The organism is Hymenobacter sp. BT188, assembly GCF_014333585.1.
Classification (GTDB): domain Bacteria; phylum Bacteroidota; class Bacteroidia; order Cytophagales; family Hymenobacteraceae; genus Hymenobacter.
Genome location: NZ_JACSCW010000006.1, coordinates 167,514 through 191,850 on the forward strand (window position 1 = coordinate 167,514; position 24,337 = coordinate 191,850).

Consider the following 24,337-nt stretch of genomic DNA (forward strand, 5'->3'; position numbering starts at 1 on the left):
CTATTATGAAAAAGTTACTGAGTATTCTTACCCTGGTTGGCATCGCTTTAGTGAGCCATACAGCCCAGGCTCAAACCACCGTTGATTCTGCCCAAGTGCGGATTCAGCAACAGCAAGACGCGTTGAAAACCAATGAGCAGGCTCTGAAGGAGCAACGCAAGGAACGCGAAAAGACTGCCGACGCGATAGACAATCAGCGCGACGACATGCGCAAGCAGAAAAAAGAGATGGATCGTCAGGAGGACGAGATGCAAGCTAATCGTCGGGCGCAGAAAAAGCAGATAGAGGGCCAAGAACTTGATCTGAAAGCCACCAAGCAACGCGAAAAAGCACGGCAGGCAGAGCTCAAAGCCGAAAGACTTCGCTTGAAAGCGGAACGCAAGCGCTCATAAGCACTTGTACCTAAGCCGCCACATTATACAAGCAGTTTAGATGCCTTTACTCTTAAAAACTCCAGCCCATCGGCTGGAGTTTTTTATGTTCACACCTTCACACTTCATTCCATATCAATGGCTGATCAACCAACCAAAAACACCCCTCGTTATTACCCGTTGCACCATTTCATCCTGCTGCCGGCGGCCCTTATTATGGCCTTTTACACTGGCCGACGCTATGCTGAGGTAGCCGGCAACGACTCAGATCTTTCGCGACTCTGGTTTTCCCTCATGGCCCTCGCCGTTATAGGGGCGGGAGTCCTGCTCATGCTACGTCAGCATTATGCCCTTACTTTGCAGGACCGCCTGATTCGGCTAGAGGTGCGGCAGCGGTATTTTGAGGTCACGGGCCAGAGTCTGCGGCCTCTGGAAGACCGGCTTTCGCTGAAGCAAATTCTGTCGTTGCGCTTTGCCGGCGATGCCGAGCTAGCTAGCTTGGTGCAGGCCACAATCAGCGAAAATTTGCCCCCCAAAACTATTCAGGCTCGTATTCAGGACTTTCACTTCGATCCTATGCGGGTGTGAGGAAAGCTTACACCGATCAAATGGCTGCCTGACCATTTAACAATCAACCGTTTACATCATGATTCTTTACAACGTAACAAGCAGCATCGAACCAGAAATAGCGGACGAATGGCTGGCTTTTATGCGCGACACCCACATACCGGAGGTGATGGCCACTGGTTTTTTTGTTCGCAGTCAGCTTTGCCGCCTCCTCGATGAAGAAGAAGGCGGCGTCACTTACGCCGCGCAGTACTACTGCCACAGCCTGGAGCAGCTCGAAGAATATCAGCGCGTAGCTGCCCCCGGCCTGCGCACCGACCTCGAAATCCGCTTTCCCGGTCAGTACGTTTCTTTCCGCACGGTACTGGAGGTAATGGAATAACTTATCATCTTCAACCCTACAAAAAAGCGCCGTTCCAGGGTTGAAACGGCGCTTTTTTGTAGGGTTGAAGATGAATACTTCTTTTTATTAGCTCTGGGGGGCATTTAGTACAGCCGCTTCGGCAGCAGGAGCGCAGATGTAAGCTTGTAGCTGTTCGGCGCTGAGGTTACCGTTGTGCCATTCCGGGTCGAGGTTGGCCCCAATTTTTTTATAGAAACCGATAGCGGGCTCATTCCACTCAAGCACCTGCCATTTCATACGGTGCGCGCCAATTGCCCGCGCTTCAGCTACTACCGCGTCGAAAAGCAGCTTGCCGAGGCCCGTACCACGCACTTCTTCCGTTACCACCAAGTCTTCCAAGAACAGCATTCGACCCTTCCAGGTAGAGTAGGCCGTGTAGTACAAAGCCAAACCTACAATCTGCTGGGGTGCTTTTTCGGCTACAAAAAACTTGAAGATGGGGTCAGGGCCGAAACCGTCGCGCTCCATGTCGGCCAGGGTATTAGTTACCTCGTGAGGGGCGCGCTCATACACGGCCAGTTCCTGAATAAGGGCCAGCACTTGGGGCAAATCGGCGCGAGTGCCGCGGCGGATGGTCGTCATCAGATGAGAGGTAAAAGGTTCGGGATACTTACGTAAGCTCTATGTGAATAAGAGCCGAAAAGCACAATGAGCAATAGCACCAAATCGGCTATTGCTCATTGTGTAATCTATGCTGCGAAAGCACTCAATTACATCTGAGGCTGCATTTTCTTGATGTCCTCCGTTGCGTTGGCGGCGTTTATCTCGCGGGGCACATTGGAGTCGGGCTTGCCGCCGGTAGTGTCGGCAGCGGCGGGAATGGGCGGCAGGGGCTTTACAGCCACATTCTCGTCCATGTTCTTATAATCCGGATTCTTGCACGAGGTCACGGATAGGGTCAGGGAAGCGCCGGCCAACAGACCAAGCACAAGCGTTTTCTTCATAAACAGCCGAATAAGGCGGGCAATTGGGTTTCGGGCCGCAAGATACAAAGCGACCCGCGAAAGGTTAGTACGGAAAAAAGCCCGTCAGTGGCTATTCAATCTCTTATTACTGGTAAGCTGAACCGTTGGGGGGCTTTTCTGGGCTTATTTCCCGTAGGGATTCAGGCCCATGCTGTAGTAGGTAAAAGCCCACACATCGGCCCATTCCTGGATTTGCAGTTTGGTGCTTTTGCCCGCCCCGTGGCCCGCATTCACGTCTACGCGAATGAGCTGTGGGTTGGCGCCGCCCGCTTTTTCCTGCAAAGCCGCGGCAAACTTAAAAGAGTGCGCCGGCACCACCCGGTCGTCGTGGTCGGCGGTGGTAATCATCGTGGCCGGGTAGTCGGCGCCTTGTTTCAACGTGTGCAGAGGCGAGAAGCTATAGAGATTCTGAAACTGCGCGTAGTTGTCGGAGGTGCCGTACTCGGGAGCCCAGTTCCAGCCAATCGTAAACTTCTGATAGCGCAGCATGTCCATCACGCCCACGGCTGGCAAAGCCACGCGTGCCACATCGGGACGCTGAATCATGGTGGCGCCCACCAGTAAGCCGCCATTTGATCCGCCCGCAATAGCCAAGTGCTTAGGCGACGTGTAGTTCTGCACCGACAAGTACTCGGCGGCGGCAATAAAATCGTCGAATACGTTTTGCTTGTTGGGCGTCATGCCGGCTTTGTGCCAGGCCTCGCCGTACTCGCCACCACCGCGCAGATTGGCCACAGCCAACACTCCCCCGTTTTCCAGCCACAGCATACGCGCTACGCTAAACGATGGAGTCAGGGAGATATCGAAGCCCCCGTAACCGTAGAGGTAAGTTGGGTTTTTGCCATCCAGCTTCAGCCCTTTCTTGTGCACGATAAACATGGGAATCTTCGTGCCGTCTTTGCTGCTATAAAACACCTGAGTCGTTAGATAGTCATCGGGCTTCACCTCCACTTTCGGGGCCTGAAACACCGTGCTTTGCTTGGTAGCGAGGTCGTATTTGTAGATAGTAGTCGGATACGTGAACGAGGTGAAAGCGTAGTACACTTCCTTGGCATCACGGCGCCCACCAAAACCTGCTGCTGTACCAATGGCTGGCAGCTCTACATCATTCTGAAACTCTCCGGTTTCGCTGTACACTTTTACCTGGCTGCTGGCATCTTTCAAGTAGGTAGCAATCAGGCGGCCGCCCGCATGCTCCACATTATCGATTTTATAAGTGGTTTCGGGCAGCACCGTTTTCCAGTTGGCCTGCTGTGGCTTTTTTGGATCAATAAGTACCAAACGGTACAAAGGCGCCTGGTAGTTAGTGAGTACCAACAATTTGCCCCCCACGTTGCCCACCACCGAGTTATTGTGCTCGAAGCTGCTGATGAGCGTCGTGAACTTGTCGGCCTGCTTTGGGTCGGTGAGGTCGCGCACGGCGAGGCGGTTGCCGTCGGCCACGCCATCGGTGAGACTCAGCACTAAGAAACGCTCATCTTCCGTGGTGCCCGCGAATCGGAAGCCCAGCGGCATTTTCTTGTCTTCATACACCAGCTTATCCGCCTTTTGCGCGGTGCCAAGCTTGTGGTAATAGACTTTGTGAAACTCGTTTTTGCCAGCTAACTGGTTTTCACCTGACTTAGGCGCGGCATAACGACTGTAATAAAAGCCATCCTTGGCCCACGCCACCCCCGACACCTTCACCCACTCCAGTTCATCCTTCAGCGGCTGGCGTGTCTTCAGATCCAGCACTTTCACCTTCAGCCAGTCAGAGCCGCCGCCGGAGGTGGAGTATGCCATATAGCGATGGTCGTTGGAGAAGTAGGTGCCGGTCAGGGCTGTAGTGCCGTCGGCCGAGAACTTATTGGGGTCGAGCAACACTCCCGGCTGGCTCTGGGGGGCATTTTTCTGCACGTACAGCACCGCTTGGTTCTGTAGGCCGTCGTTTTTGGAGAAATACAGCTGTCCGTCCTCCACCTGTGGCACGCCGTAACGCTCGTAGTTCCAGATGGTGGTGAGTCGCTCCTGGATCTTATCCCGAAACGGTATTTTTTCCAAGTAGCCGAAAGTCAGCTTGTTCTGGGCTTCTACCCACGCTTTGGTTTCGGGTGAATCGAGATCTTCAAGCCAGCGGTATGGGTCGGTGACGGACGTGCCGTGGTAATCATCTACCTGATCGGATTTGCGGGTTTCGGGGTACTTCACAGAGGAACTAGATGGTGTAACGGCCGCCATATGAGGGTTGGCTGAATAAGTAGTAGCCGATTTGGCAGTTGGTCCCGCAGAGCGACAAGCCCCCAGCGCGAGCAAAGCCAGCAACGGGTATTTAGTGATGTACATGAGGTATAGAGCAGCGGAGTGTATGTCGAAGATAGAAGTCCGTCTTCGCTTTATATCATAATGAAGCAGGCTTTCTTGTAATATATGAAGTCACACCTTCCCTATAGTGGTGTTTATTAGGTTGAGCACAGCCATATAACTGGCATAATCTGTCATTTATAATGCTCAGAACAAAAGCACTGCACCTCTGTCGGCTCATACGTTAACCAGAATGAGGTGAGAAAGGTCTTAGTACTGTTCAGTTAAATTATTAAGAAACTTTCTAAATAAGAAGATAAGTTGTTCCTTTGCATCTCTTTAGAAAGTTTCTGAATAAGCAATTTATGTTTTTCCTCCGCTCTTTTGGCTTAGCCATTATCCTCACTGGCAGCGTTCTAACTGTTCAGGCACAACAAACAGCTGCTATTCGTGGCCGCGTCACTACCTCCGACGGTAGCCCGGCCGAGGCTATTACTGTGGGCCTGGAAGATCGCAGCCAGGGCACCATCACCAACAGCCGGGGCGAATATGTGCTGAGTAGAATGAGGGCCGGCACCTACACGCTGGTCGTTTCGGGCATCGGCTTGAAATCGGCGGAGAAAACCGTGACAGTCTCCAGCGGCCAGAGTGCCACCCTCGACTTTGTGCTCATCGAAAACGCCCAGCAGTTGCGCGAAGTAGTGGTAAGCGGGGCCCGCGTCAACAAATTCGCCCGCAAGCAGTCGGACTACGCGGCTAAGATGCCGCTGCAAAACCTGGAAAATCCGCAAGTGTACAACACCGTGGGCAAGGAGCTGCTCACGGAGCAGCTGGTATTTACCGTGGATGAGGCTCTGCGCAACGCGCCCGGCGTGCAGCGCATGTGGGAAGCCACCGGCCGGGCCGGCGACGGCGGCAGTTACTACAACACCCGCGGCTTTATCGTGCAGAGCCAGTTGCGCAACGGCCTGGCCGGCAACGTAACTAGCGACGTAGACGCGGCCAATCTGGAGAAGGTCGAGATTATCAAAGGGCCGTCGGCCACGCTCTACGGCAGTGCCCTCACCTCCTACGGCGGCCTTATCAACCGCGTAACCAAGAAGCCTTACGACAGCTTCGGCGGCGAAGTAGCGGCTTCGGGCGGCAGCTTCGGCTTCCACCGCCTCAGCGCCGACGTGAATACGCCCCTCAATAAGGCCAAAACGCTGGCTTTCCGCCTAAACACGGCTTATCAGAAGGAAGACAACTTCCAGAGCGAGGGCTTCAACCGCAACATCGCCATTGCGCCCAGCCTGTCGTTTCAGCCCACGGAGCGCCTCAGCATCAACCTCGACGCGGAGCTGTTTCGGGGCCGCAGCGTGGGCAAGCAGCTCATTTTCTTTTACTTCCCTTCCTCTCAGTTTGGTGTTTCGCGGGCCGAAGACGTGAATATTGACTACCGCAACGCCTACGTGGGCAAGGGGCTGGAGCTGGATTCGCGCAGCACCAACTTTTTTGGGCAGGTGAACTACCGGATTTCGTCGGCTTTTACGTCGTCCACTAACTTCTCGGCCAGCCGCAGTTTTTCCGAAGGCTTCGGACCCTACTTCTACCTGGTGCCCGATGCTGTGGCTACTAATAACCCCAATGCCGCGCCGGGAGCCAATTTTCTGGCCCGCGCCGACCAATCGACCCGCAACAGCACTGAGCAGGTGTACGAGGTGCAGCAGCTCTTCAACGGCGACTTTCAGGTGGGTGGTCGGCGCAACCGCGTGGTGCTGGGCCTGGACTTTTTGCGCATCGACTCCGACCAGAACTTCTTCGGCAGTGTGTACGACATCGTGCCGCTCAACCAACCAGATTTCGATTATTCGCAGTTTAATGGCGCGAGCCTGAGTGCCCGCTACGCGGCCGGCGCCCCTGATTTCACTTATCCCATCACCACTAAAATCAATACCTACAGCGCCTTCGCCTCCGACGTGCTGAACTTGACTGACCGGCTGAGTGTGCTGGCAGCCCTGCGCGTAGACCACTTCGATAACCGCGGCGGCCTGGTCGGCGGTGTGGTGCCGGCGTATCAGCAAACGGCCTTGTCGCCAAAGTTTGGCGTCGTATTTCAGCCGCTGAAGGATAGGATTTCGCTGTTTGCCAATTACCAGAACAGCTTCAACAACCGCGGCTCTTACCTGGCCTACGACGTGGCTTTCCCCGACAGCACCGGCCAGCGCATCGCCGATCTGGAGCAAGCCAACCAGTGGGAAACAGGCGTGAAAGTAGACGCGCTGGGGGGCAAATTGACGGCTACCCTCAGCTACTATGACATTCAGGTGAAGGACTTGCTGCGCACCGATCCGCGCCCGGAGGCTGCCGCCCGCTTTGCCCAAACCCAGGACGGCACCCAGCGCAGCCGCGGCGTCGAGTTTGATGTGGTGGCTAATCCGTTTGAGGGCTTCAACGCCGTGGCCGGCTTCTCCTACAATGATTCCCGCCTGGAGCGCGCCACTGCCCTTGACACCGGCCGCCGCCCCAGCACGGCTTCTTCGCCGTATCTGGCTAACCTGTGGCTGAGCTACCGCCTGTCCGCTTCGGCCTTGAAAGGCTTGGGTCTGGGCTTCGGCGGCAACTACGCCAGCGACAACAGGATTCAGAACACAACGGCCAGCGTGTTTACGCTGCCCTCCTACATGGTGTTGAACGCGTCCATTTTTTACGACCAGCCCAAGTTCCGGATTTCGGCCAAGGTCGATAACCTAACCAACGAGCGGTACTGGATTGGTTACACCACCATGAACGCACAGAAGCTACGCAGCTTTGTGGGTAGCGTGGCGTATAAGTTTTAAGTGGCCTAAATTCTTCTGCTGATGACGCCCCTCAAACAAGCCATTCGCAAACTTCACCTCTGGCTCGGCCTCGCGTCGGGGCTGGTGGTGTTTATCGTGAGCATTACGGGGGCCATTTTTGTTTTTCAAGAAGAGATTCGGGAAGCTACCGAGCCGTGGCTGAAAGTGCCAGTGGCGGCCACGCCCGCGCTGCCGCCTTCTCATTTGCAAGCTACCATGCTACGAAATCACCCCGGCCTGACCTCGCCCTGGCTGATGTACATGGGCCCCGACCGCTCTGCCATTGTGTACGGTACGGACAAAGCCGGCGGCTCTTACGCCGCCTTCGTCGACCCCTACACCGGCCAGGAGCTACACTACAAAAACCTGAAGCGCGATTTTTTTACCATCGTGCAGGAAATCCATATGTATTTGCTGTTGCCCGTCGCCGTGGGCGAATGGGTGGTGGGCATCGGGGTTCTGATTTTTGTGGTCATGCTCATCACAGGCATGGTGCTGTGGTGGCCTAAGCGTAAGAAGGATCGACACCGCAGCTTCACCATCAAATGGAACAGCCGTTGGCGGCGCGTCAACTACGATTTGCACAACGTGCTAGGCTTCTACACCGCCAGCATCGCGCTGGTAATCGCGTTGACGGGCCTGGTGATGAGCTTCGAGTGGGTGCGCGACTCGGTGTACCTGGCAGCCAACACGGGCAGCAACTTTCCCAAGGAAAAAACGCCCCCCAAGGTGACGGCCCAGCCAAGTACTGCGCCCGACCAGCCCCTCATCGACCAGTTTTACGCGCAGATACGGCGCGATTCGCCAACGGCTCAAATGCTCTACGTCGCCGCGCCAGTCGCCCCTGACCAGCCCGCCTACTCTATCGCCTACCGGACGTCCTTGCTCTACAGCCACCGCGACGAGTACTACTTTCACCCCACTACCGGTCAGCTGCTCAAAGCCATTCCAGACGCTGGCAAGAGTCGCGGCCAGAAACTCATTGATGCCAACTACGACATCCATACCGGTCAGATTCTGGGCCTGGGGGGCAAAATTATTGCCTTTTTGGTCAGCCTGATTGCGGCTAGCCTACCCGTTACTGGTACGCTGGTATGGTGGGGCAAGCGCAATAAGCCCAAGAAAGCAAAGCAACAGGTACAGCCCCGCCGAACTCCAGTCAACTCCTAGGATCGGTCGACGCATTCCTACTTCCCAATCCGCCCGATCTTCGGAATCACCTGAATTAGGAAGCGCTTATTATCGCCTTCCTTGGCACCGCGGTAACGGCCAGTACCATAGAAGCCGCTACCACCAATTATAAGTTCGATATTGCTGTCTTGGCTGAAGTTCAGACCATTTTGCTTCCAGAAATTCAGCAAATTCAGCGCCCGCCGGTAGCTAAGCTGGTAGGTAAGCTGCTCCTGCGTACGGTTGCGGGCATCATTACCGGCGTAGCGTGCCGCCATGCCTTCCACAATCACCAAGTAGCGCACCGGCTGCTCCGTCTTGATGGTTTTGAGCACAGAACGCAACGTGCGGCCGGCCTGCAAGAGCGCGGGCTTGTAAGCATCCTGAATTTCATCTTGGCCAGCCTTAAACTGCACCGGCACGAGCAATTCGTGGCGCTCCAGATTCGGGTCGTAGCGGAAGTATTTGCCCTCCAGCCGCTGCAAAGAGCGCCGAATCTTGGTAATCTGCTCCAGCTCTTCCGCTTTGGCTTTCAGGTCGCCGTTGGCTTTTTTTAGGTCGTTTTCGCGGTCTTTAAACAGCTTGAAGCTGTACACAAACAGCACCAGCATCACCACAAACAACGACGTCATCAGGTCCACGTAGCTGGGCCAAAAGAAATCGTTGGAAGAGCGGTTTTGAGAATCCTGCATGAGTAGAATGTGTAACGCGAAGAAGTGCTTTATCTCGCGTCGGATTCGTTAAAAAATCGTTGTAAAAGCCCCCAAAGACAAATAAGGGTGCGCTTAGCTTACTGTGGTTTCACGCCGCCAAACAAGCTATCCATTGCCCGCTGCATGCGGTTTTTGGCTGTAGCTTTTATCAATACCTCATTTAGTGCGGACAGCTCCATCAGAATTTTGGCTTGGATCTGCGAGTCCATCTCGATTTTGCGCATCAGTTCGCGCTGGGTAGCAGTCACATCGCGGGAGAGGTTTTTCTGCTCGGCGTCCAGGTTTTTGAAGGGCTCCAAATAATGCGTAATGCGGTCGAAAACGTTCTCCTCGTTGAGGCGCTGGAAGTACTGTCCCCACTTTTCGTAGGCTTGTTGGGCGTCGCGCTCGTGGAAGCTTAGGCGCTGCTGCATCAGGTCGGTGAGGCGGCCGGTAGCTAGGTCGAAGTACTGCTCCGTGCGGGCGGCCACGTTGGTCATTTCCTTCTCGTGGCGCTGGAAAAAATCGAGCTGGTGCTGGATCAAATTATCGTGCTGGCCGATGTACTGGCCGACGTTGTTGATGCCGCGCTCAAAGCCAGTCAAGCGGTCCAGAATGCTCCGCACAGCGTTAGCGGTGGCAGTACCTTCCTCCAGCATTTGATTGAGCCGCTGCTGATAACCGACGAACGAGCCGAACAGCTCCGCCGACTCCCGCACTTTGTCAAACACGGCTAAGTTGGCATTCGCCATCTTATCAAACCCAATTTCATTGAGCTTCACCAGAAAGTCGCGCTGCACTTTTACGTTCTCCGTCAGCGTCCCGATGATGGGCTCGAAAATCGTGACTTTGCTTATAAAATCTTGATTAAAAGCATCCAGCACCCCTTTTAAGGTAGACAAGCTGTTGGCCATGTCGTTATGCAGCACGGGCAACAAGCGCGCTTGCAGAAAAGTATAATACCTATTCTGGCCTTGGTCGAGCTGCTGATGCGCCTTCCGCACCAAACCATTTCCTAATAATGTCAACAGCAGCCCCACAAAGCTGCCGGTCATGGCGATGAGTACGCCGGTGAGGAACGGCGTGAGCGCATCTTCATCTGACACTCCATTTCGCGCAATACCTACCAAGCCCAGAATTACGCCCAAAAAGGTCCCTAGCAGACCCAGATACAAGGGCGTGGCCACATTCGCCTGCACCGCATTTTCCAGCACCTGCGACTGCCGCTCCGAAATATCTTTCAAAATACCGAAGTCAGCGGCGGCGCCTTTATTATGGCGCAGGTAATCGTTGGTATCAGTCAGGATTTCCTGAAAGTCAGCGGGTACCGCGTCCGCCCGAATCAGGTCGATTAGGTAAGCATCGGCGGGCGCATTGGCGGCGTAGGGGGGCAAATCTTCGCCGGCCGGCGTTACCAGCCGACGCTCCACGCGCAGCGTGTTTTTGGCTGGGTAAATCTGCGCTAATCGTTGAGCCTGCGCGCGGGTTTGCAGGAACGTGCGAATCTGCAAACCCACCACCACGAGCACAACAATTATTTCAAGAACGATTTCAAGCATCAAGCAAGAGTTTGTAGAAACACACACCGCCGCGTTTGGTATACGCGGCGGTGGAATGTAATCAGTAATACGACCACAAAGAAACAACGCCCAAAGCGTTGAGGTACGTTCCTACTCGAAATGAATAGCGGCTTTTTGCTCAATCTGCCAAGCCCCATTGCTTTTAAACAATGTTCCTTCTTCATCCGTCACGATGCGCGAAACGGGCGTGCTAGGCTGCTGGTAGCGGCAGGCTTCGCGCAGGGAATACTGCGCGCTTTGGATAGCATAGGCGTGTACCGCCGTGTTAGAAGTGATTCGGAACGTGGCGCGCTCGGGCCGTTGGACATCCAGTTTGATTTCGTAAATACTGTCATGCTGGGGTTGTTCCTGCAAGTCATATTCACTGAATCCCCCATTCACAGGCACCTTCACATAGTAGCGGCTTGTCTGGACTGGTTGGTTTTCCGGCTTATTTATCGGAGGCGCCACTGACCAATTATCCGGAGTGGGCAGTTGCACCGGCGGCACTAGGCTATCGAAGTCATCACGCGAGGCAGCAGCGGGCGGGCCAACTGGTATTACAGGCGTCGGGACAGCAACCGGCGCTTCGGCTATTGGCGCCGGTGCAGTATAGGTAGGCACCGGAGCCGGGGGCGTAGGAGCCGTTTGTTGCGGTGCAGGTTGCGGGCTGGGGGTAGCCGCTACGGGCGCCGCTGGCCGTACCGGAGCGGGAGGCACCGTTGGGGCACTTGGCGTTACGGCCACTGAGGGACGATTTGGCGCCGGCGGAGCAGGTACGGCTGGTCTGGGGGGCAAATTTTGAGCGGCGGGCTTCGCTTGAGCTAGTACCGCGCCTACGCGTTGCTCCACTATCTTCTCAATCTCGCGCTGTAGCTCGGGCGTCAGTTTCTTGAGCGAAGGACTATCACTTGGCATGGCCAACTTTACCGCTTCCAGCGCAGCCCGATGACGCTCGGCGCGCGCATTCAGGGCCTTAATATGACCGCGCTGCAAAGCAAAAAGCACCAAGCTTAGTATTGAAAATACCAACGCAATAGGAGCAAAAAGCTTGCTGATGGTGCTCTCAGCCGCATACGTGCGCGGGCTACTTACGCTCGTGCCAGTTGGTAGCGCTACGCCTACATCAGAGTCTACTGTGGTATCGGCCAGGGAAGCCGTATCGGCTGCTTCTTCAGCTACCAGATCAGCACTGGTGTCACCCAAGGGAGTACCGTTTTGCACAAAGCCTTTCAGGCCCGTTTCCAAGGCCGTCAGGCGCTGCATCCGAACCGGGTCATTGGTGCGCGCGGGGTTTTTGAGCCGGTTTATGATTTCGGTGGTGAGCTTATTAAGTCGCGCCTCATCTGTGGTCAACCCGTTATAAATTGCCCCCCGCTCCAGTGGTTTATACAAACGGCTGTATACACTCTGCTTATCGGCCTTAATGCTGTTCTCAAATGCCTGTAAGCTACCGTCGCAACGCAAGGTGCCCTTCAGCTCAGGCACACCTGTATCCTCGTACACGAACTTCGCCGTGGCGCACCAGATCTGAGTTTTTGACTCGTCGAGCGTAGGTTTGCCGAGTTCGGTTTGGGCATTGACACTTGAGGCAGACAGTATCACACCTATCAATAAGGCAGCGAAACGGGGAAATATTTTCATAGCAAAAATGACAACGGTATAACGCCGTGCAGAATCAACTTCTGCACGGCGTTATTGCATTATGAATTCGGGTTAATCAGTTCCCGGCTCAAGTTATACAGCGCCTGTTTCATCGGATAGAAAAACAGCGTTTCCGGCAGTGTTTCACCTTGACCGAGGTTGCGGCCAATCTGGTGCAGACCCAAGTTCAGGCTATCCTCAATTTCACGGAGCAAGAAGTCTTTCACCTTCTGCCGATCCACGTCAACGCCTACTTCGCGCATCAGCGGAGCCACATCGTCATTGTCGAGCACGATTTCGAGAAAGCGGCGCGTGTTATCAATTACCGACTGCTTCAATTCGGCATCAACTTGCGGAATTTTGAGACGAGCAGTGTCAATGTCCGCGCCTTCTAAAGCACCATTAAGTTTCACCGTCCGAATCTTGTCAAAGTCGGCGGCGCTGGTGGCGCTTTCCTCGAAAAGCACGCCGCCATTGGTAGTTGCTTCTTTAGGGTTATCAGCCAGAATTACACGGAAGTTCTGCGGTGGCTCTTGGCCGGTAGCTGCTAGGAATACCGCCTTGGTAATTTTCTCTATGGCCGCCAAGCTACTGCCGCCGCTGAGCAACCGCAGATACAAGCTGCCTTTGCCAGAGAAGCACAGATAACGCGGCGTTTTCAGGCCCAGATGCTGTACTAGCTGTGCTACATGGTAGATAATAGCCGTGTAGTGCAGGTAGAAAAGCACTCGCAACTGCCGTCCTTTGCCCAAGCCCAGGCTCTGCGTAAAGCGCAACGCCTCGTTGTAGGTAAAGAGCAAGCTCGTTACGTCAGCCGAACCAAAATCAGGGTTTTGCAGAGCAGCCCGCAGGTAGCCTTTGTACTCCTGGTTCTGCTCCGAATCAGGCAGGCTTTCCACGTACTGCACACCAAGGCGTAGCAGACCGTTTTGCTTGGGCGCGCCCTGGACGCGAGCATAACCGTCACCCCACAGGTCGTCGCCGGCAAAGCGGAAGGACGAGCTGAACGAAGGCTTCTGCTCCGCGAAAATCAACAAGTCAGTCGTGCCGCCGCCAATGTCAATGTTGATGACGTTCTCGTCGCGGTTGGGCACTACCTGGTTGGTGGCCGTGAGGTAGTAGTACGGGGCCACCGATTCCGAAATGCACTGAGTGGGTCGGCGGGCGCGGAATACCTCCTGGAAAGCTTCATCCCATACTTGCTGAAACTGATTGCGCAGGAACATATCGAAGCTCAGGGGGGCAAACCACACCACACGGGTATCTTCCAAAATGCCGCCGTACTGGGCCGCTTTGTGCTTCATCAGCAGCAGAATTTCCTTAAAGAAGGCCGCAATCCGATTCACACCCTGCGGGTCCAGCTCCGCCGACCACTTCAAGTTGGTCACGAAGCGGTTCTGGGGTGGCTGGTTGGTTTCGGTGTTGATACTGAAGCCGATGTTGATATTGCTCAACACTTTGCTGGGCTCGTTAGCATAGGAGTTCGTTTCGCAGACTGCCGTCCGAATCGGAAACTCATACACAGACTGCTGCTCACCCACGATGCTGGGCACAAACTCCCGATTCTGAATCAGGGGAATGTCAAACAGCTGACCGGGTCCGCGCATGTAGCGCTGGAAGGCTGAGTAGCCAGTATCGGGCAACGGCGCGTTTAGCAACTCTACTTGCAAGTCGCCCTCGCCAATAGTGAAAGGCCGCGGGTGAGCCGAAGGACCATCGGCATACGCTACGTGCGTATTGCTGGTACCAAAATCGACGGCGAAGGTAAAGCGGCGCGTACCACGGTCCAGCTCCTTCCAGCGTGGCACAATAAGACCACGGGCCGGCTCCGCACCAAGCGTAGCTGGCGGACAAGTAAGTTCGGCCAGGTCGAAGTGGGTGCCGGTGATTTCATAATACGTACTGCCAGCCGTTGCTACACTTTTTTGGGTACGCTCAAACTTGGTAGCCCGACGGGCCGCGCCTTGGTCGGTTAGCCGCTCGCCACCTACGAAGAACGTGAGGTCGTAGCGGCGTTGCAGCATAGTCGGGCTGTTGTCGGCATCCACGAGCATGACCTTGTAAAAGTCGTTGTACTCGGGCTGGGCGCGCATCTTGTAGAATGGGAATACACCCAAGCCAATGTTGGCCCGTACGATGCGACCCTTCTCCGTAATCTCGCGGCCCTGCGCGTCCTTGGGGTTCTGTGGATTTTGGTAGTAGCTGCGCTCAAACGTGATAAAACGCCCCCCCTGTACCGGCACCCGCACATTTACCCGCACATGGTTCAGGTCAATGGTAAACGTGACCAGTTCAGCCAAATCATGCTCGGTGAAGTACTCGAAGAAGGACTGCTTCAGCGGTAGCAGGTATGGAAACCGCGCCCGACCCTGGGTGTCAGCGCCGTACTGGAAGGTCACTTTACCCGTGTGGAAGCGCTGCGTGTTGAGCTCATAAGGCAGCTCAACCAACGCATCTTCTAGGAAGTCGCCTACCGTAAGGTAAGGGTACTTGAAGCCTTTGCCGGGCAGCACCCGATTCTCTAGCGTCAGCTCATCGGCGTAGGGCACGGGCGTGCGGTCGTCCCAAGGTTGGCCGTTGAGGTAATTTGCCCCCTGCATAGTCAGATTGGGTCGCAACACCAAGGGGCGCAGGCGGCCGGTATTGCTCTCGCGGGTGGGCTGAATAAATAAGTCACTGCTCATCACCGCCGATTGGTCGGCGCGGCCAGGAAGCGGCACGTACTTCACGCTCACTAGGTTACCCTGGAAGTCAGTGATAGCAGGATACTTAGCGGCAAAACGCTGGGCCGTATGCTCACCCTGCATCTGCATCTGATTGATGCGGCTGCGGTCGAGGCTAGCAAATACACTACCTGCAAACTCGCGGCGCTGTAACTGCGGATAAGCCAGAAACATCTCGTACACGAACTCTCTGAAAGCCGGCGAGCGATCTTCGAGCAGCACGATCTGGTTATCGAAATAATGCCCCCTAGCCTGTGCGCGCTCCAAGTCTAGCGGTGCTACCGTCGGGGCCGTGAAGAGCAGGGTAAGCGGCGAAGTACCCCCTAGTAAGCGCGGCCCACCTGGCAGGTCCGGCGACTCATAGAACACCAGATACATATCCGTGAAGTCACGGAATCGGTCATCCTGCAGGAACAAGCGCAAGGTTTCGCCTAGCAGGCGTGTGCCTTCATCCGACTGCATTTTGCGCAATTCCGTTTCCGCATTCCAGCGGCGTAGCGTGATTTTGCGGCCAGCCTGGGTGTAGAGATTGAAGTTATACAGCACCTCGAACAGGTCCCAGTAATGCGACACCAGTTCGTGGTATACCGAACCCGGATTGCGCTGCCCTTCACGAGCCAGGAAATCGAAGGCCGTTTCAAACAAGTGCATCCGCGCAAACGGCGTTGGGATGGACACGGCCACGTTCTTGGCTCGCCCGCCGGTGGGGTCGGTTACGGTATCAATTTCGGTGCTGGTAATGGGGGCGGTTTTCTGCCAGCCTTGCACCTGCTGGGAGCCGTTGTTATGTAAGCGAAGGACTTTGGGCATTCCTTTATGTCTTATTGAATAGTAATGCAATTCCTTTCTCTGGCTGAGAAGGGAAGCTTTATTCTTATACCACTTTTACCTTTTCTTCAAAAGCCTTGTCCGTTACGCGGTCAAACAGAGCCAGCAGCTTCTTGAAGTTGTCGGGCTCTTGGATGGATTTGGCGGCGTCGTTTAGGCTATTGAGGAAGTAGTTCTGACTGAGACCTTTATTGAAGAAGTCATTCCACTTTTTCTCCACGGGCTTGCCGGCAATCATGGCGTTGAAGTCGTCGGTGGTGAGGTCGAAGGGGCGGAAGGCGCGGCGATTTTGGGCCAGCTCTTTCAGCCACTCATCCACGCCGAACTCGGGGCTGTGGAGGAAGTTATTCAGTTCCTTGAAGATGGGCTCATTGCGCATGGCATAATCCAAGTTCAGGTTGTCGTGGTAAGGGGCTTTATCGGTGGGCAGGTGCTGCTTGTGGTAGCGCGTGAAGTACAGAAACTGCGTCAGCTGCTTAGCTATCATCTCCCGCGACTCGTCGGGTAGGTGACTAAAGTTGAGTTCCTGCGTGTCCACGCCCAGGCCGTACTCGTGGAAGTGCGGGCCACCATTGCGCAACTCCGCATCAGGGTACTGCATGAAGTCCACGATACTGAGCGCGGCCAATACCTCGATGAGGTGAGCTTTGTTGCGCTGGGCTGTGCCGCCGGGCTGATTCTCGTAGGGCGTATCGGGCGTGTCAGCTAAGTAATACAGAGCGTCGAGACCTTGCAGGTTGTGCTCGTAGTAACTGAGCGCGGCCTTCGTCTTGGTCAGAAAGCTGTTGGAGTCAATGATGGAGTTATCCTCCGACTGCAAGGCGAAGTAGGGCATTACTGTCACGGCACCGGTTAGAGCGTCGCGCAGGTAGCGAGCGTTACTCAGGCGCGTGTTTTGGTCCTTGAGGTTCTTAAGCAACAGTGGAAAGCCCGCCGCGCCTGTACCACCGAAGATGCTGGAGATAAAAAACACCCGGTCGCCTGCCTGGAAGTTGTCGGCGAAAAACCGGATTTCCGGTGAGTCTACCACCTTGTTCAGCACGACGCTGCCCACGTTTGGCGAGCCGCGGAAACCAATGGTCAGGGGGCTTTCTAGGTTGTCTTGGGTGAACAATAGCTCCACTAATCCCTTTGAATCAATGGAGAGTTGGTCGTAGCTCAGATACTGGCGGAAGCTTTGGTTGATGCCGCCGAAATCAAACACGAAGGTGTCTTTTACACCGCCGTTGGTGTCAGCCGAAATGCTGCTGAGCGTGCTGATGTTGGTGTGGAAAAAGCCATCCTCACGCTGACCCAGGCGGTTATAAATCTGTTGATAGCTTTTCAGCATATCCACCGTCCGGTTCATGTCGCCGTTGTGAGCGTCGGGATCGATGATGATTGGTACTACCCGGTCACAATTGGGTAGCTGTACGCCGGCGGCCAGCAGCATGGTGAGGGAGCGAATAACGCGGGAGCCCGTGCCGCCAATACCGAATAAAAAGAGTTTAGCCATTGAATCGCAGAGTTTGCAGATTGATCAGATTTCGCAGACGCGTTAAAAACGCATGTGTTAGCGTCTTACCGCTAAGACATCGGGCCAATGCCTGACTGTAGCTTAACGATAGAAACGATAAAGACGCGGGTTATCGCGTCTTTATACCATTAAAAAGGTGTGGTGCTGGCGTTGGTTGATCCTTTACGCAGGATAACGGAGAAGAGAAAGAACCAGAGTAATCCGTACAACGCGTTTATGGTAGCCAGCCAATAGATATAAGAATGCTCGGCCACCTGTTGACTATTGCACTGTACAATAGCGATGATGAAAGCGATAATGGCATTGGCCATGAGGAAAATGGTCCAGTGGCGCACCTTATTAAAGGTAGCCACACCCATTGCGCGGTTTATTAGGTAATAGAAAATCAGTACTAAGGCTAGCGAAACACCCAGGGTCAGCAAGCCGACGTTGGGAAAAATCACCTCGCGGTAAACTGGCGTTTCGGATGGCGGTTGGGGGGAACCGATGAGTTCGTAGAGAAAGCGAAAAAATGACTTCATAGCGGAAATGTACAAATAAATTTGAGTGGCGATTCGCTGAACGCTAAAGATTCAACAGAATTGTGTGAGCAATGCAAAACAAGCTTTGCTCTATTGCATCTTGGCGCTATTTGGCGGGCTCAAGTGTAAGTGGGATCTGGAAAACGGGTGCCGGCTGGCCAGCGACAATAGCGGTTGACACACCATCGAGAAGGCTAGCGAAGGCGAAAGTTTTCGGGCCAGCTTGGTTGATGTTGCTGTCGTTTTGGATAGTCCACTGGCTTACCCAAGCTGGGCGAACATCATTGAGCACAACTTGCAAAGGACGCGCAGCGCGGGCCATTTTAGTCAAGCGCACCTTCACAAAATGTGTGTACTGATTTTCAGGGCCGCTACTGGCGCGGGTCTGATCGGTAGCTGCGGCCACGTTGACAATCTTCGCGTCGGTGTCTTGACCAACGAGCTTCAAATTCTGCTTTAGATAAGATACGTCCTGATACAAGGCAGGCATGGTACTTATGTTTAGCCCCAGTACAAACTCCACAGGATTTTGCGCGGAAGCCTCCTGCACGGCTACCGTGTGATAGGTGGCACCAGCCTCACGTTTGCTGGCAGTTTTCTCGCCGTAGTACCAATCGCCTTTATTCTGATATCGGTTCAGCAACGAAGAAGCCGGGCGCGGGTACTTTATGCCATAATGAACCTGTTGAGCGGGTTGCTTAGCCAGCAACGCCGCATCGAAGCGCCGCACGGCATCTTGGGGGCCAATTACCCAGAAGTAATACGGGATATCCGTGTCGCAGCAGTTGGGTACTTTGCGGGCACCGGTCATGATGGCTGGGTAAAACGTGCCCTGAAAGTCGGAGGTGAAGCCGTACACCGACACAGCCAAATCAGGGCGCTGCGTGCGGCTGATGGCATCCGTAATATCGGTTTTGATGTAGGGAATAGCGCCGGTGTTTTTTGGCGAGTAAATGAAGTCTGAAATCAGGATGCTGACTGTGTTCGGATCGTAGTAATTACTGACCAGCGTATCAAGTACAGTCGGAATATCGGTGCTGCTGGCGGGCTCCTTAATGCCGCCGCGTACGGTGCCGGAAAGCTGCTGGTATGAGTCGCGGTAGGGCTTCTCTTTGATCCTATAATACACCTTACGGCTTACTGCTGGGCTATTATTCAACTCCGACAAAAACTGCGCAACGTGCTGCTGAAAGCGAGTATTGCTTGCATCGGCACCGGGTTTGGGCATGAAGCCTTCCATTGAGCCCGATACCTCCAAAAATACATTCACTTGGGCCAGCGGCACAGCGGAAGCGCTGGTTTCTTCTACAGCTGGGGCGGGTGCATTGGGGGCGACTTTGGCGTTGTCGCGAGACATTTTGGTTTGGTCGTTTTCGACCTGCTGCTCGGATACCGTGCCGCCATCAGTTTTTACATCATCGCGGGAGTAGCAACCCGCTAATACTAACAGCACAGCGGCCAGCGCAGGTTGAAAACGGAATCTGGGGGGCAAATTCATAGAAGCAAAATAGAGGCAAACGGCCCGTGCCGCAACCTGCGTACTGCTAGCCGGGCCGGTGGGTTGTGGAGGAACGCTGAGAAACGCGGAAAATTTTGTGCCACTTCACGGTGTATGGCCTTATCGATATTATCGAAAGTTTTTGAATTAGACTGTTAGGCAGCGCAGCAGATGGCTAGTATAAGGTGTCATATAGCACGTCATGCAGAGCAGCGCGAAGCATCTCGCGTGTTAGCTGGGTTACCATTGCAACGACTGCGAGCGAGATGCTCCGCTCTGCATGACCGCCTTTTAGAACAGCCTTATATCAAGCTGGGGGACAAAAAAGCCCCCCAGACTGCTAGCTATAATTAATCTCGGTGTTGTCGCCGATGTTGAGGCTGTGGTTCAGGCCACTGAAGGAAGCGTCGCTGCCCACAATGCAGTCCTGCATGACAGCAGAGCGCAGCTCACTGTAAGAACCAATGATAGAGTCGCTTATAATAGTGTTGCGTACGATGGTGCGGTCGCCGATGGCTACATTGGGTCCGATGATGGAGTGCCGAATCTGGCAGTCGCGGCCAATGCTGACGGGCGGGATAATAATGGTATCGGGAAACTCGGGGTACTCACGGGTCACCAGAAATTCGGGGCGGTTCAGCAGGCGGGCGTTAGCTTCGAGCAAGCTTTCTTTGCGGCCGCAATCAAACCAGTTATCGACCGGTGTGGTAGTCATTTCCTCACCTTCGTTGATGAGCAGCATGAGCGCATCCGTAAGCTGGTACTCATTGTGAGTGCGCTGCTCATCGGCAATAATGCGCTCCAGCGCTACAGCCAGCCGTTCGGGATTGGCAATTTTATAGAGCCCAACCAGCGCATGATTCGACTTCGGGATGCGCGGCTTCTCGACTACTTTGGTCACCTGCCCGGTGGCATCCGTTTCTACCAGCCCGAACATAGAAGGCGTTTTAACCTCCTTTACAGCTAGCACGGTACCGGGAGTGTCTAGCAACTGACTTAGATCCACGTCTACAATAGTGTCGCCGAGCAGAATCAGCATGCCGTCGGTTTCGTGGCGAAAATACTCGCGAGCCACCCACAAGGCGTGGCCAATACCCTCGCGGGGCTCTTGCACCACAAACTCAGAACGCAGATTTGGATACTGCCGACGAACGTAGCTCTCTATCTTCTCGCCCAGGTAGCCAATCACAAATACAAAATCTTCGATGCCGGCGCCCACCAGCCGGTCAATAATGTGGCCCAGAATGGTGTTGCCCGCCACCGGCACCAGCGATTTGGGCTGGGTGTGGGTGTGAGGCCGTAAGCGCGAACCAATACCAGCAACAGGAATAACAGCTTTCATAAACGACAGACGTGGCGTAAGACCGCAAAATAGTAATTCGTGCGGCAGTAACTGTAAAGACAACCGCTAAGTCGGGTTTCCGTACTTTGCACTGCGCATATTTAATATTTGATGCGTAACTACAACCATCTTTCCCTTCCTCTCCCTTACTCCTATGAAACGTCTTCTTCTCTACCTGTTTGGTTTAATGGTGCTGCTCACGCAATCATCGTGCGGTTACAACGGCATGGTGGAGCGTGATGAGGCCGTAAAAGCCCAGTGGGGCAACGTGCAGAACGCCTACCAGCGCCGCGCCGACCTGATTCCGAACTTGGTAAATACCGTGAAAGGTGCTGCCAACTTCGAGCAAAGCACGCTTACCGGCGTTATCGAAGCCCGCGCTAAAGCAACCAGCGTGCAACTGAACGCTGATCAGCTGACCCCCGAAAACATCCAGAAATTCCAGGAGGCACAAAGCCAGTTAAGCGCTGGTTTGGGTCGTTTGCTGGCAGTGTCGGAAAATTATCCGGAGCTGAAGGCCAACGCCAACTTCCAGGAGCTGCAGGCCCAGATTGAGGGTACCGAGAATCGTATCAACGTGGAGCGCAACAAGTTCAACAACATGACTAACGACTACAACGGCTTCATCCGACAGTTCCCCAACAATTTGTTTGCGGGGGTATTCGGCTTCTCGGCAAAAGGCTATTTTGAGGCCGATGCGGCTTCTCAGAAGGCGCCCACAGTACAGTTTTAAGTTTTAGCGGGTGGTTGCCAGCTTGGCGTAAAAGCTTAAAGCCGGCAACCAGCCACTACAAACCCATGATCAGAAACAAATGAAGAACCCTTTGACCCCGGAGCAGGAAGCCAAGCTGGTTGCCGCCATTCGACAGGCCGAAATCAAGACCTCAGGCGAAATTCGGGTACACTTGGAAGACACCTGCCCTACCCCCGAACCCCTGGACCGGGCCGCGCAGGTATTTGCTGAGTTGAACATGCACCGCACCGCGCAGCGCAACGGGGTTCTTTTTTATCTGGCTTGGGAAGCGCGCCGCTTCGCTGTCATTGGCGACGCGGGCATCAACGCCGCCGTGCCCGACGACTTCTGGGAAACCACCAAGGAAACTGTGCTGAAGCACTTTCGGGCCAACGACTATGTGACCGGCCTGGAAAAAGGTGTGCGCATGGTGGGCGAGCAGTTGCAGCACTTTTTCCCGTACGATGCGGGCACCGACAGCAACGAGCTCGACGATTCTATCTCATTTGGCAAACCGACGCCCCCGCGCGCATGAGGCACCCCTCCCCTTCTGCCTTCTGGCGAATCTTAGTACCCTGTTTGTTGCTGTGGCTGGCCGTAGCCGGAATTTGTCCCCCAGCCCTCGCCCAAGATTTGCCCCCCAGACCCAGCCCGCCCCGGCTGGTAAACGATCTGGCCGGCATGCTGCGCCCCGATGAGGTAGCAGCACTGGAAAATAAGCTTGTTGCTTACGACGACTCTACCTCTTCTCAGATTGCCGTCGTAACCATCCCAACGCTGGGCAATTATGAGCTGGCTGATTACGCTCAGCAGCTATACGAGGCCTGGGGCATCGGGCAAAAAGGCACCAATAACGGCATCCTGATTCTAGTAGCTGAGAAAGAACGCAAAGCCCGCATCCAGACCGGCTATGGCTTGGAAGGCGCCGTACCGGATGCGTTGGCGAAGCGCATTATTTCCAATACTGTGGTGCCGGCCTTTCAGCAGCAGCGCTACTACGACGGCCTCGATCGGGCTACGGATCAGCTTATTGCGCTGGCCAAAGGCGAATACAAAGCCGACCCAGCTACAAACCAACGGGAGCGCAGCAGCGACGACAGCGGCTCCAGCTGGACCTTCTGGCTGGTAATCGGAGTGCTCGTGCTGTTTCTATTTATGCGCAATCGTGGCGGCGGCTCCGGCGGCCGACGCAGCCGGGGCATTGGTGGCATGGGTATTCCGCCTATCATCTTCGGCGACTTCAGCGGCGGCCGCGGCGTATTTGGTGGCGGAGGCGGCTTTGGTGGTGGCTTCGGCGGCGGCGGCGGTGGTTTTGGCGGCTTCGGGGGCGGTAGCTCCGGCGGCGGCGGGGCCAGCGGCGACTGGTAATTAATGCGCTTCTTCGGCGCTGTATGGTACAACCTGCTGATACACTGGCAGCTCATAAAACGGCCGCAATAGCTGAATTACATCCAACGCATCGGCCACGGCTTCATGCGCAACGGTATTGTCGTCAAACTTTGCGCGAGCCTTGCAGATGCTCATCGTGGGCAGGCGCGAATCCTTTTTCCAGTTTAGATAGAAAGCGGCAGGGTCCAGCATAGCTGGTTCGGCCCGCACCAGAGTGCCATAGCCAGGCAACTCGCGCAAAAAGCCCAGGTCGAAAGAGGCAATGTTTTTCCCGGCCATAGTCACCGTTACGCAGTTGTGCTTGTCGGCTTTGAAGCCTTCTGCTAGCAGAAATTCTCGCAACTGCGGTAGTAGCTCTTCTGGGGGGCAAATTTCTTGATTAGGCTCTTTGCAGGCCAATTCTTCCAGCAAACGCGCATTCAACGCTAGTGCCCCGGCCGTGCCCACGTACTCGTGGTGCCGCACAGCTCGCCGAAAAACCGGCAAATCGGCCAATGGCCGAGGGCGCTTGGTGTCCTCCACTACGGCTGCTAGTTCCAGTATCTGATGGCGTTGTGGCTTGCCACCAGAGGTTTCTAGGTCGAGGGAGATATAGCGCATGGCAAACTGTACGGACGGCAGTAAGCAGACGTTGGGGCCGCTACTGCTACTTCTTAATGATCACTCATTACGCCCGCTTTGATAGCAACCGGCAAGCGGTTTTCGACCGGCGGTACGGGGCAGGAATATTGCCCTCCATACGCGCAAAATGGGTTGTAGGCCCGATTAAAATCCAGCACGACTTTCCCGTTTTGAATTTGGCCGAGGCGTAAGTCGAGGTAACGGCCGCCACCGTAGCTGGTGTGGCCGTTGGTGCGGTCGGTGAAAGGGACAAACAGATAATCTTGGTAGCCTTCTTTCTGAATTAAATCAAGGCTTTGGTAGATCGTGAGCTTCAATTCCTGCCCATCAAGCGTGAAATAAGCGTCGCCATATTTGCGATACATCGGCCGTCGGGCGGTACTGGTTTCCATCTCGAAGGGAGCAGCTAGTGAATCGCGTACAAAGCGGGCTTCTACGCGAGCATCGCGATTAAGCGGAAAGAACGGCAGCCCTTTGAATTTCTTTAGGTCTTTCGCGGGTAGCGGCGACTCGGCTGGGTTGCGGTATTCGGCGTTGAGTTCCTGCTGGAAAGCAGCTACCTCTTTGGCGTGCTCTGCTGCTGGGAGCGTGGCAATGGTCGCCGTGGTTTGGGCGGTTGAGCTAAGAGAATAGAAAACCAGCAGAAGCGTGAATAGGTAATTGTATTTCATGCTCCAAAGTACGCCGGCTTTAGCA

At 54.8% G+C, this 24,337-nt stretch carries 21 protein-coding genes; 8 read left to right on the forward strand and 13 right to left on the reverse strand.

Annotation, left to right across the window (positions count from 1 at the left end):
• The first annotated feature begins 5 nt into the window (after positions 1-5).
• The 3 genes from H8B13_RS17575 (at position 6) to H8B13_RS17585 (ending at position 1,320) form a co-directional block, all read left to right on the forward strand.
• Complete coding sequence (locus tag H8B13_RS17575) at positions 6-392, forward strand: hypothetical protein (protein ID WP_187312124.1); 387 nt, start codon at positions 6-8, stop codon at positions 390-392.
• 117 nt (positions 393-509) lie between these two features.
• On the forward strand, positions 510-959 hold the full coding sequence (locus tag H8B13_RS17580; RefSeq protein ID WP_187312125.1) for a DUF6526 family protein: 450 nt from the start codon (positions 510-512) through the stop codon (positions 957-959).
• 58 nt (positions 960-1,017) lie between these two features.
• Positions 1,018-1,320, forward strand: coding sequence for a DUF4286 family protein (locus tag H8B13_RS17585; protein WP_187312126.1), 303 nt, complete (start codon positions 1,018-1,020; stop codon positions 1,318-1,320).
• An 87-nt stretch (positions 1,321-1,407) separates the two neighbouring features.
• On the opposite strand, the gene H8B13_RS17590 is transcribed toward H8B13_RS17585, so the two are convergent.
• The 3 genes from H8B13_RS17590 to H8B13_RS17600 form a co-directional block, all read right to left on the reverse strand.
• A complete protein-coding gene (locus H8B13_RS17590; protein ID WP_187312127.1) occupies positions 1,408-1,923 on the reverse strand; it encodes a GNAT family N-acetyltransferase in 516 nt (171 codons plus the stop codon).
• 128 nt (positions 1,924-2,051) lie between these two features.
• Positions 2,052-2,285: a hypothetical protein gene (locus H8B13_RS17595; protein ID WP_187312128.1), complete on the reverse strand. Its 234-nt coding sequence runs from the start codon at positions 2,283-2,285 to the stop codon at positions 2,052-2,054.
• A gap of 144 nt (positions 2,286-2,429) precedes the next feature.
• Positions 2,430-4,628, reverse strand: coding sequence for a prolyl oligopeptidase family serine peptidase (locus H8B13_RS17600; protein WP_187312129.1), 2,199 nt, complete (start codon positions 4,626-4,628; stop codon positions 2,430-2,432).
• Between the two features lie 323 nt (positions 4,629-4,951).
• On the opposite strand from H8B13_RS17600, the gene H8B13_RS17605 reads away from it, so the two are divergent.
• Positions 4,952-7,405: a TonB-dependent receptor gene (locus tag H8B13_RS17605; protein ID WP_187312130.1), complete on the forward strand. Its 2,454-nt coding sequence runs from the start codon at positions 4,952-4,954 to the stop codon at positions 7,403-7,405.
• A gap of 21 nt (positions 7,406-7,426) precedes the next feature.
• Positions 7,427-8,575: a PepSY-associated TM helix domain-containing protein gene (locus H8B13_RS17610; protein ID WP_187312131.1), complete on the forward strand. Its 1,149-nt coding sequence runs from the start codon at positions 7,427-7,429 to the stop codon at positions 8,573-8,575.
• A 17-nt stretch (positions 8,576-8,592) separates the two neighbouring features.
• Here the strand turns inward: H8B13_RS17610 and H8B13_RS17615 are convergent, their stop codons facing one another.
• From H8B13_RS17615 to H8B13_RS17650, 8 genes are all read right to left on the reverse strand, one after another.
• A complete protein-coding gene (locus H8B13_RS17615) occupies positions 8,593-9,267 on the reverse strand; it encodes a hypothetical protein (protein ID WP_187312132.1) in 675 nt (224 codons plus the stop codon).
• A 98-nt stretch (positions 9,268-9,365) separates the two neighbouring features.
• Positions 9,366-10,826 (reverse strand): hypothetical protein, encoded by a 1,461-nt coding sequence (locus tag H8B13_RS17620; protein ID WP_187312133.1) that lies wholly within the window; start codon positions 10,824-10,826, stop codon positions 9,366-9,368.
• A gap of 111 nt (positions 10,827-10,937) precedes the next feature.
• Positions 10,938-12,470, reverse strand: coding sequence for a hypothetical protein (locus H8B13_RS17625; protein WP_187312134.1), 1,533 nt, complete (start codon positions 12,468-12,470; stop codon positions 10,938-10,940).
• 59 nt (positions 12,471-12,529) lie between these two features.
• Complete coding sequence (locus H8B13_RS17630) at positions 12,530-16,003, reverse strand: hypothetical protein (protein ID WP_187312135.1); 3,474 nt, start codon at positions 16,001-16,003, stop codon at positions 12,530-12,532.
• Positions 16,004-16,067: 64 nt separating this feature from the next.
• Positions 16,068-17,516 carry a hypothetical protein gene (locus tag H8B13_RS17635; protein WP_187312136.1) on the reverse strand — a complete coding sequence of 483 codons (1,449 nt, stop codon included), beginning with the start codon at positions 17,514-17,516 and terminating at the stop codon, positions 16,068-16,070.
• A gap of 149 nt (positions 17,517-17,665) precedes the next feature.
• Entirely contained in the window at positions 17,666-18,058 is a 393-nt protein-coding gene (locus H8B13_RS17640) for a hypothetical protein (protein ID WP_187312137.1), read from the reverse strand.
• Positions 18,059-18,164: 106 nt separating this feature from the next.
• Entirely contained in the window at positions 18,165-19,556 is a 1,392-nt protein-coding gene (locus H8B13_RS17645) for a hypothetical protein (RefSeq protein ID WP_187312138.1), read from the reverse strand.
• Between the two features lie 340 nt (positions 19,557-19,896).
• On the reverse strand, positions 19,897-20,898 hold the full coding sequence (locus tag H8B13_RS17650) for a sugar phosphate nucleotidyltransferase (protein WP_187312139.1): 1,002 nt from the start codon (positions 20,896-20,898) through the stop codon (positions 19,897-19,899).
• A 154-nt stretch (positions 20,899-21,052) separates the two neighbouring features.
• Between H8B13_RS17650 and H8B13_RS17655 the strand changes: the two genes are divergently transcribed.
• From H8B13_RS17655 to H8B13_RS17665, 3 genes are all read left to right on the forward strand, one after another.
• Positions 21,053-21,631 carry a LemA family protein gene (locus H8B13_RS17655; protein WP_187312140.1) on the forward strand — a complete coding sequence of 193 codons (579 nt, stop codon included), beginning with the start codon at positions 21,053-21,055 and terminating at the stop codon, positions 21,629-21,631.
• A 79-nt stretch (positions 21,632-21,710) separates the two neighbouring features.
• Positions 21,711-22,166 (forward strand): TPM domain-containing protein, encoded by a 456-nt coding sequence (locus H8B13_RS17660; RefSeq protein ID WP_166073967.1) that lies wholly within the window; start codon positions 21,711-21,713, stop codon positions 22,164-22,166.
• On the forward strand, positions 22,163-22,999 hold the full coding sequence (locus tag H8B13_RS17665; RefSeq protein ID WP_187312141.1) for a TPM domain-containing protein: 837 nt from the start codon (positions 22,163-22,165) through the stop codon (positions 22,997-22,999). The genes H8B13_RS17660 and H8B13_RS17665 overlap by 4 nt, the downstream gene beginning before the upstream one ends.
• On the opposite strand, the gene H8B13_RS17670 is transcribed toward H8B13_RS17665, so the two are convergent.
• On the reverse strand, positions 23,000-23,620 hold the full coding sequence (locus tag H8B13_RS17670) for an exonuclease domain-containing protein (protein ID WP_187312142.1): 621 nt from the start codon (positions 23,618-23,620) through the stop codon (positions 23,000-23,002).
• 53 nt (positions 23,621-23,673) lie between these two features.
• Positions 23,674-24,312 (reverse strand): DUF1684 domain-containing protein, encoded by a 639-nt coding sequence (locus tag H8B13_RS17675; protein WP_187312143.1) that lies wholly within the window; start codon positions 24,310-24,312, stop codon positions 23,674-23,676.
• Positions 24,313-24,337 lie beyond the last annotated feature (25 nt).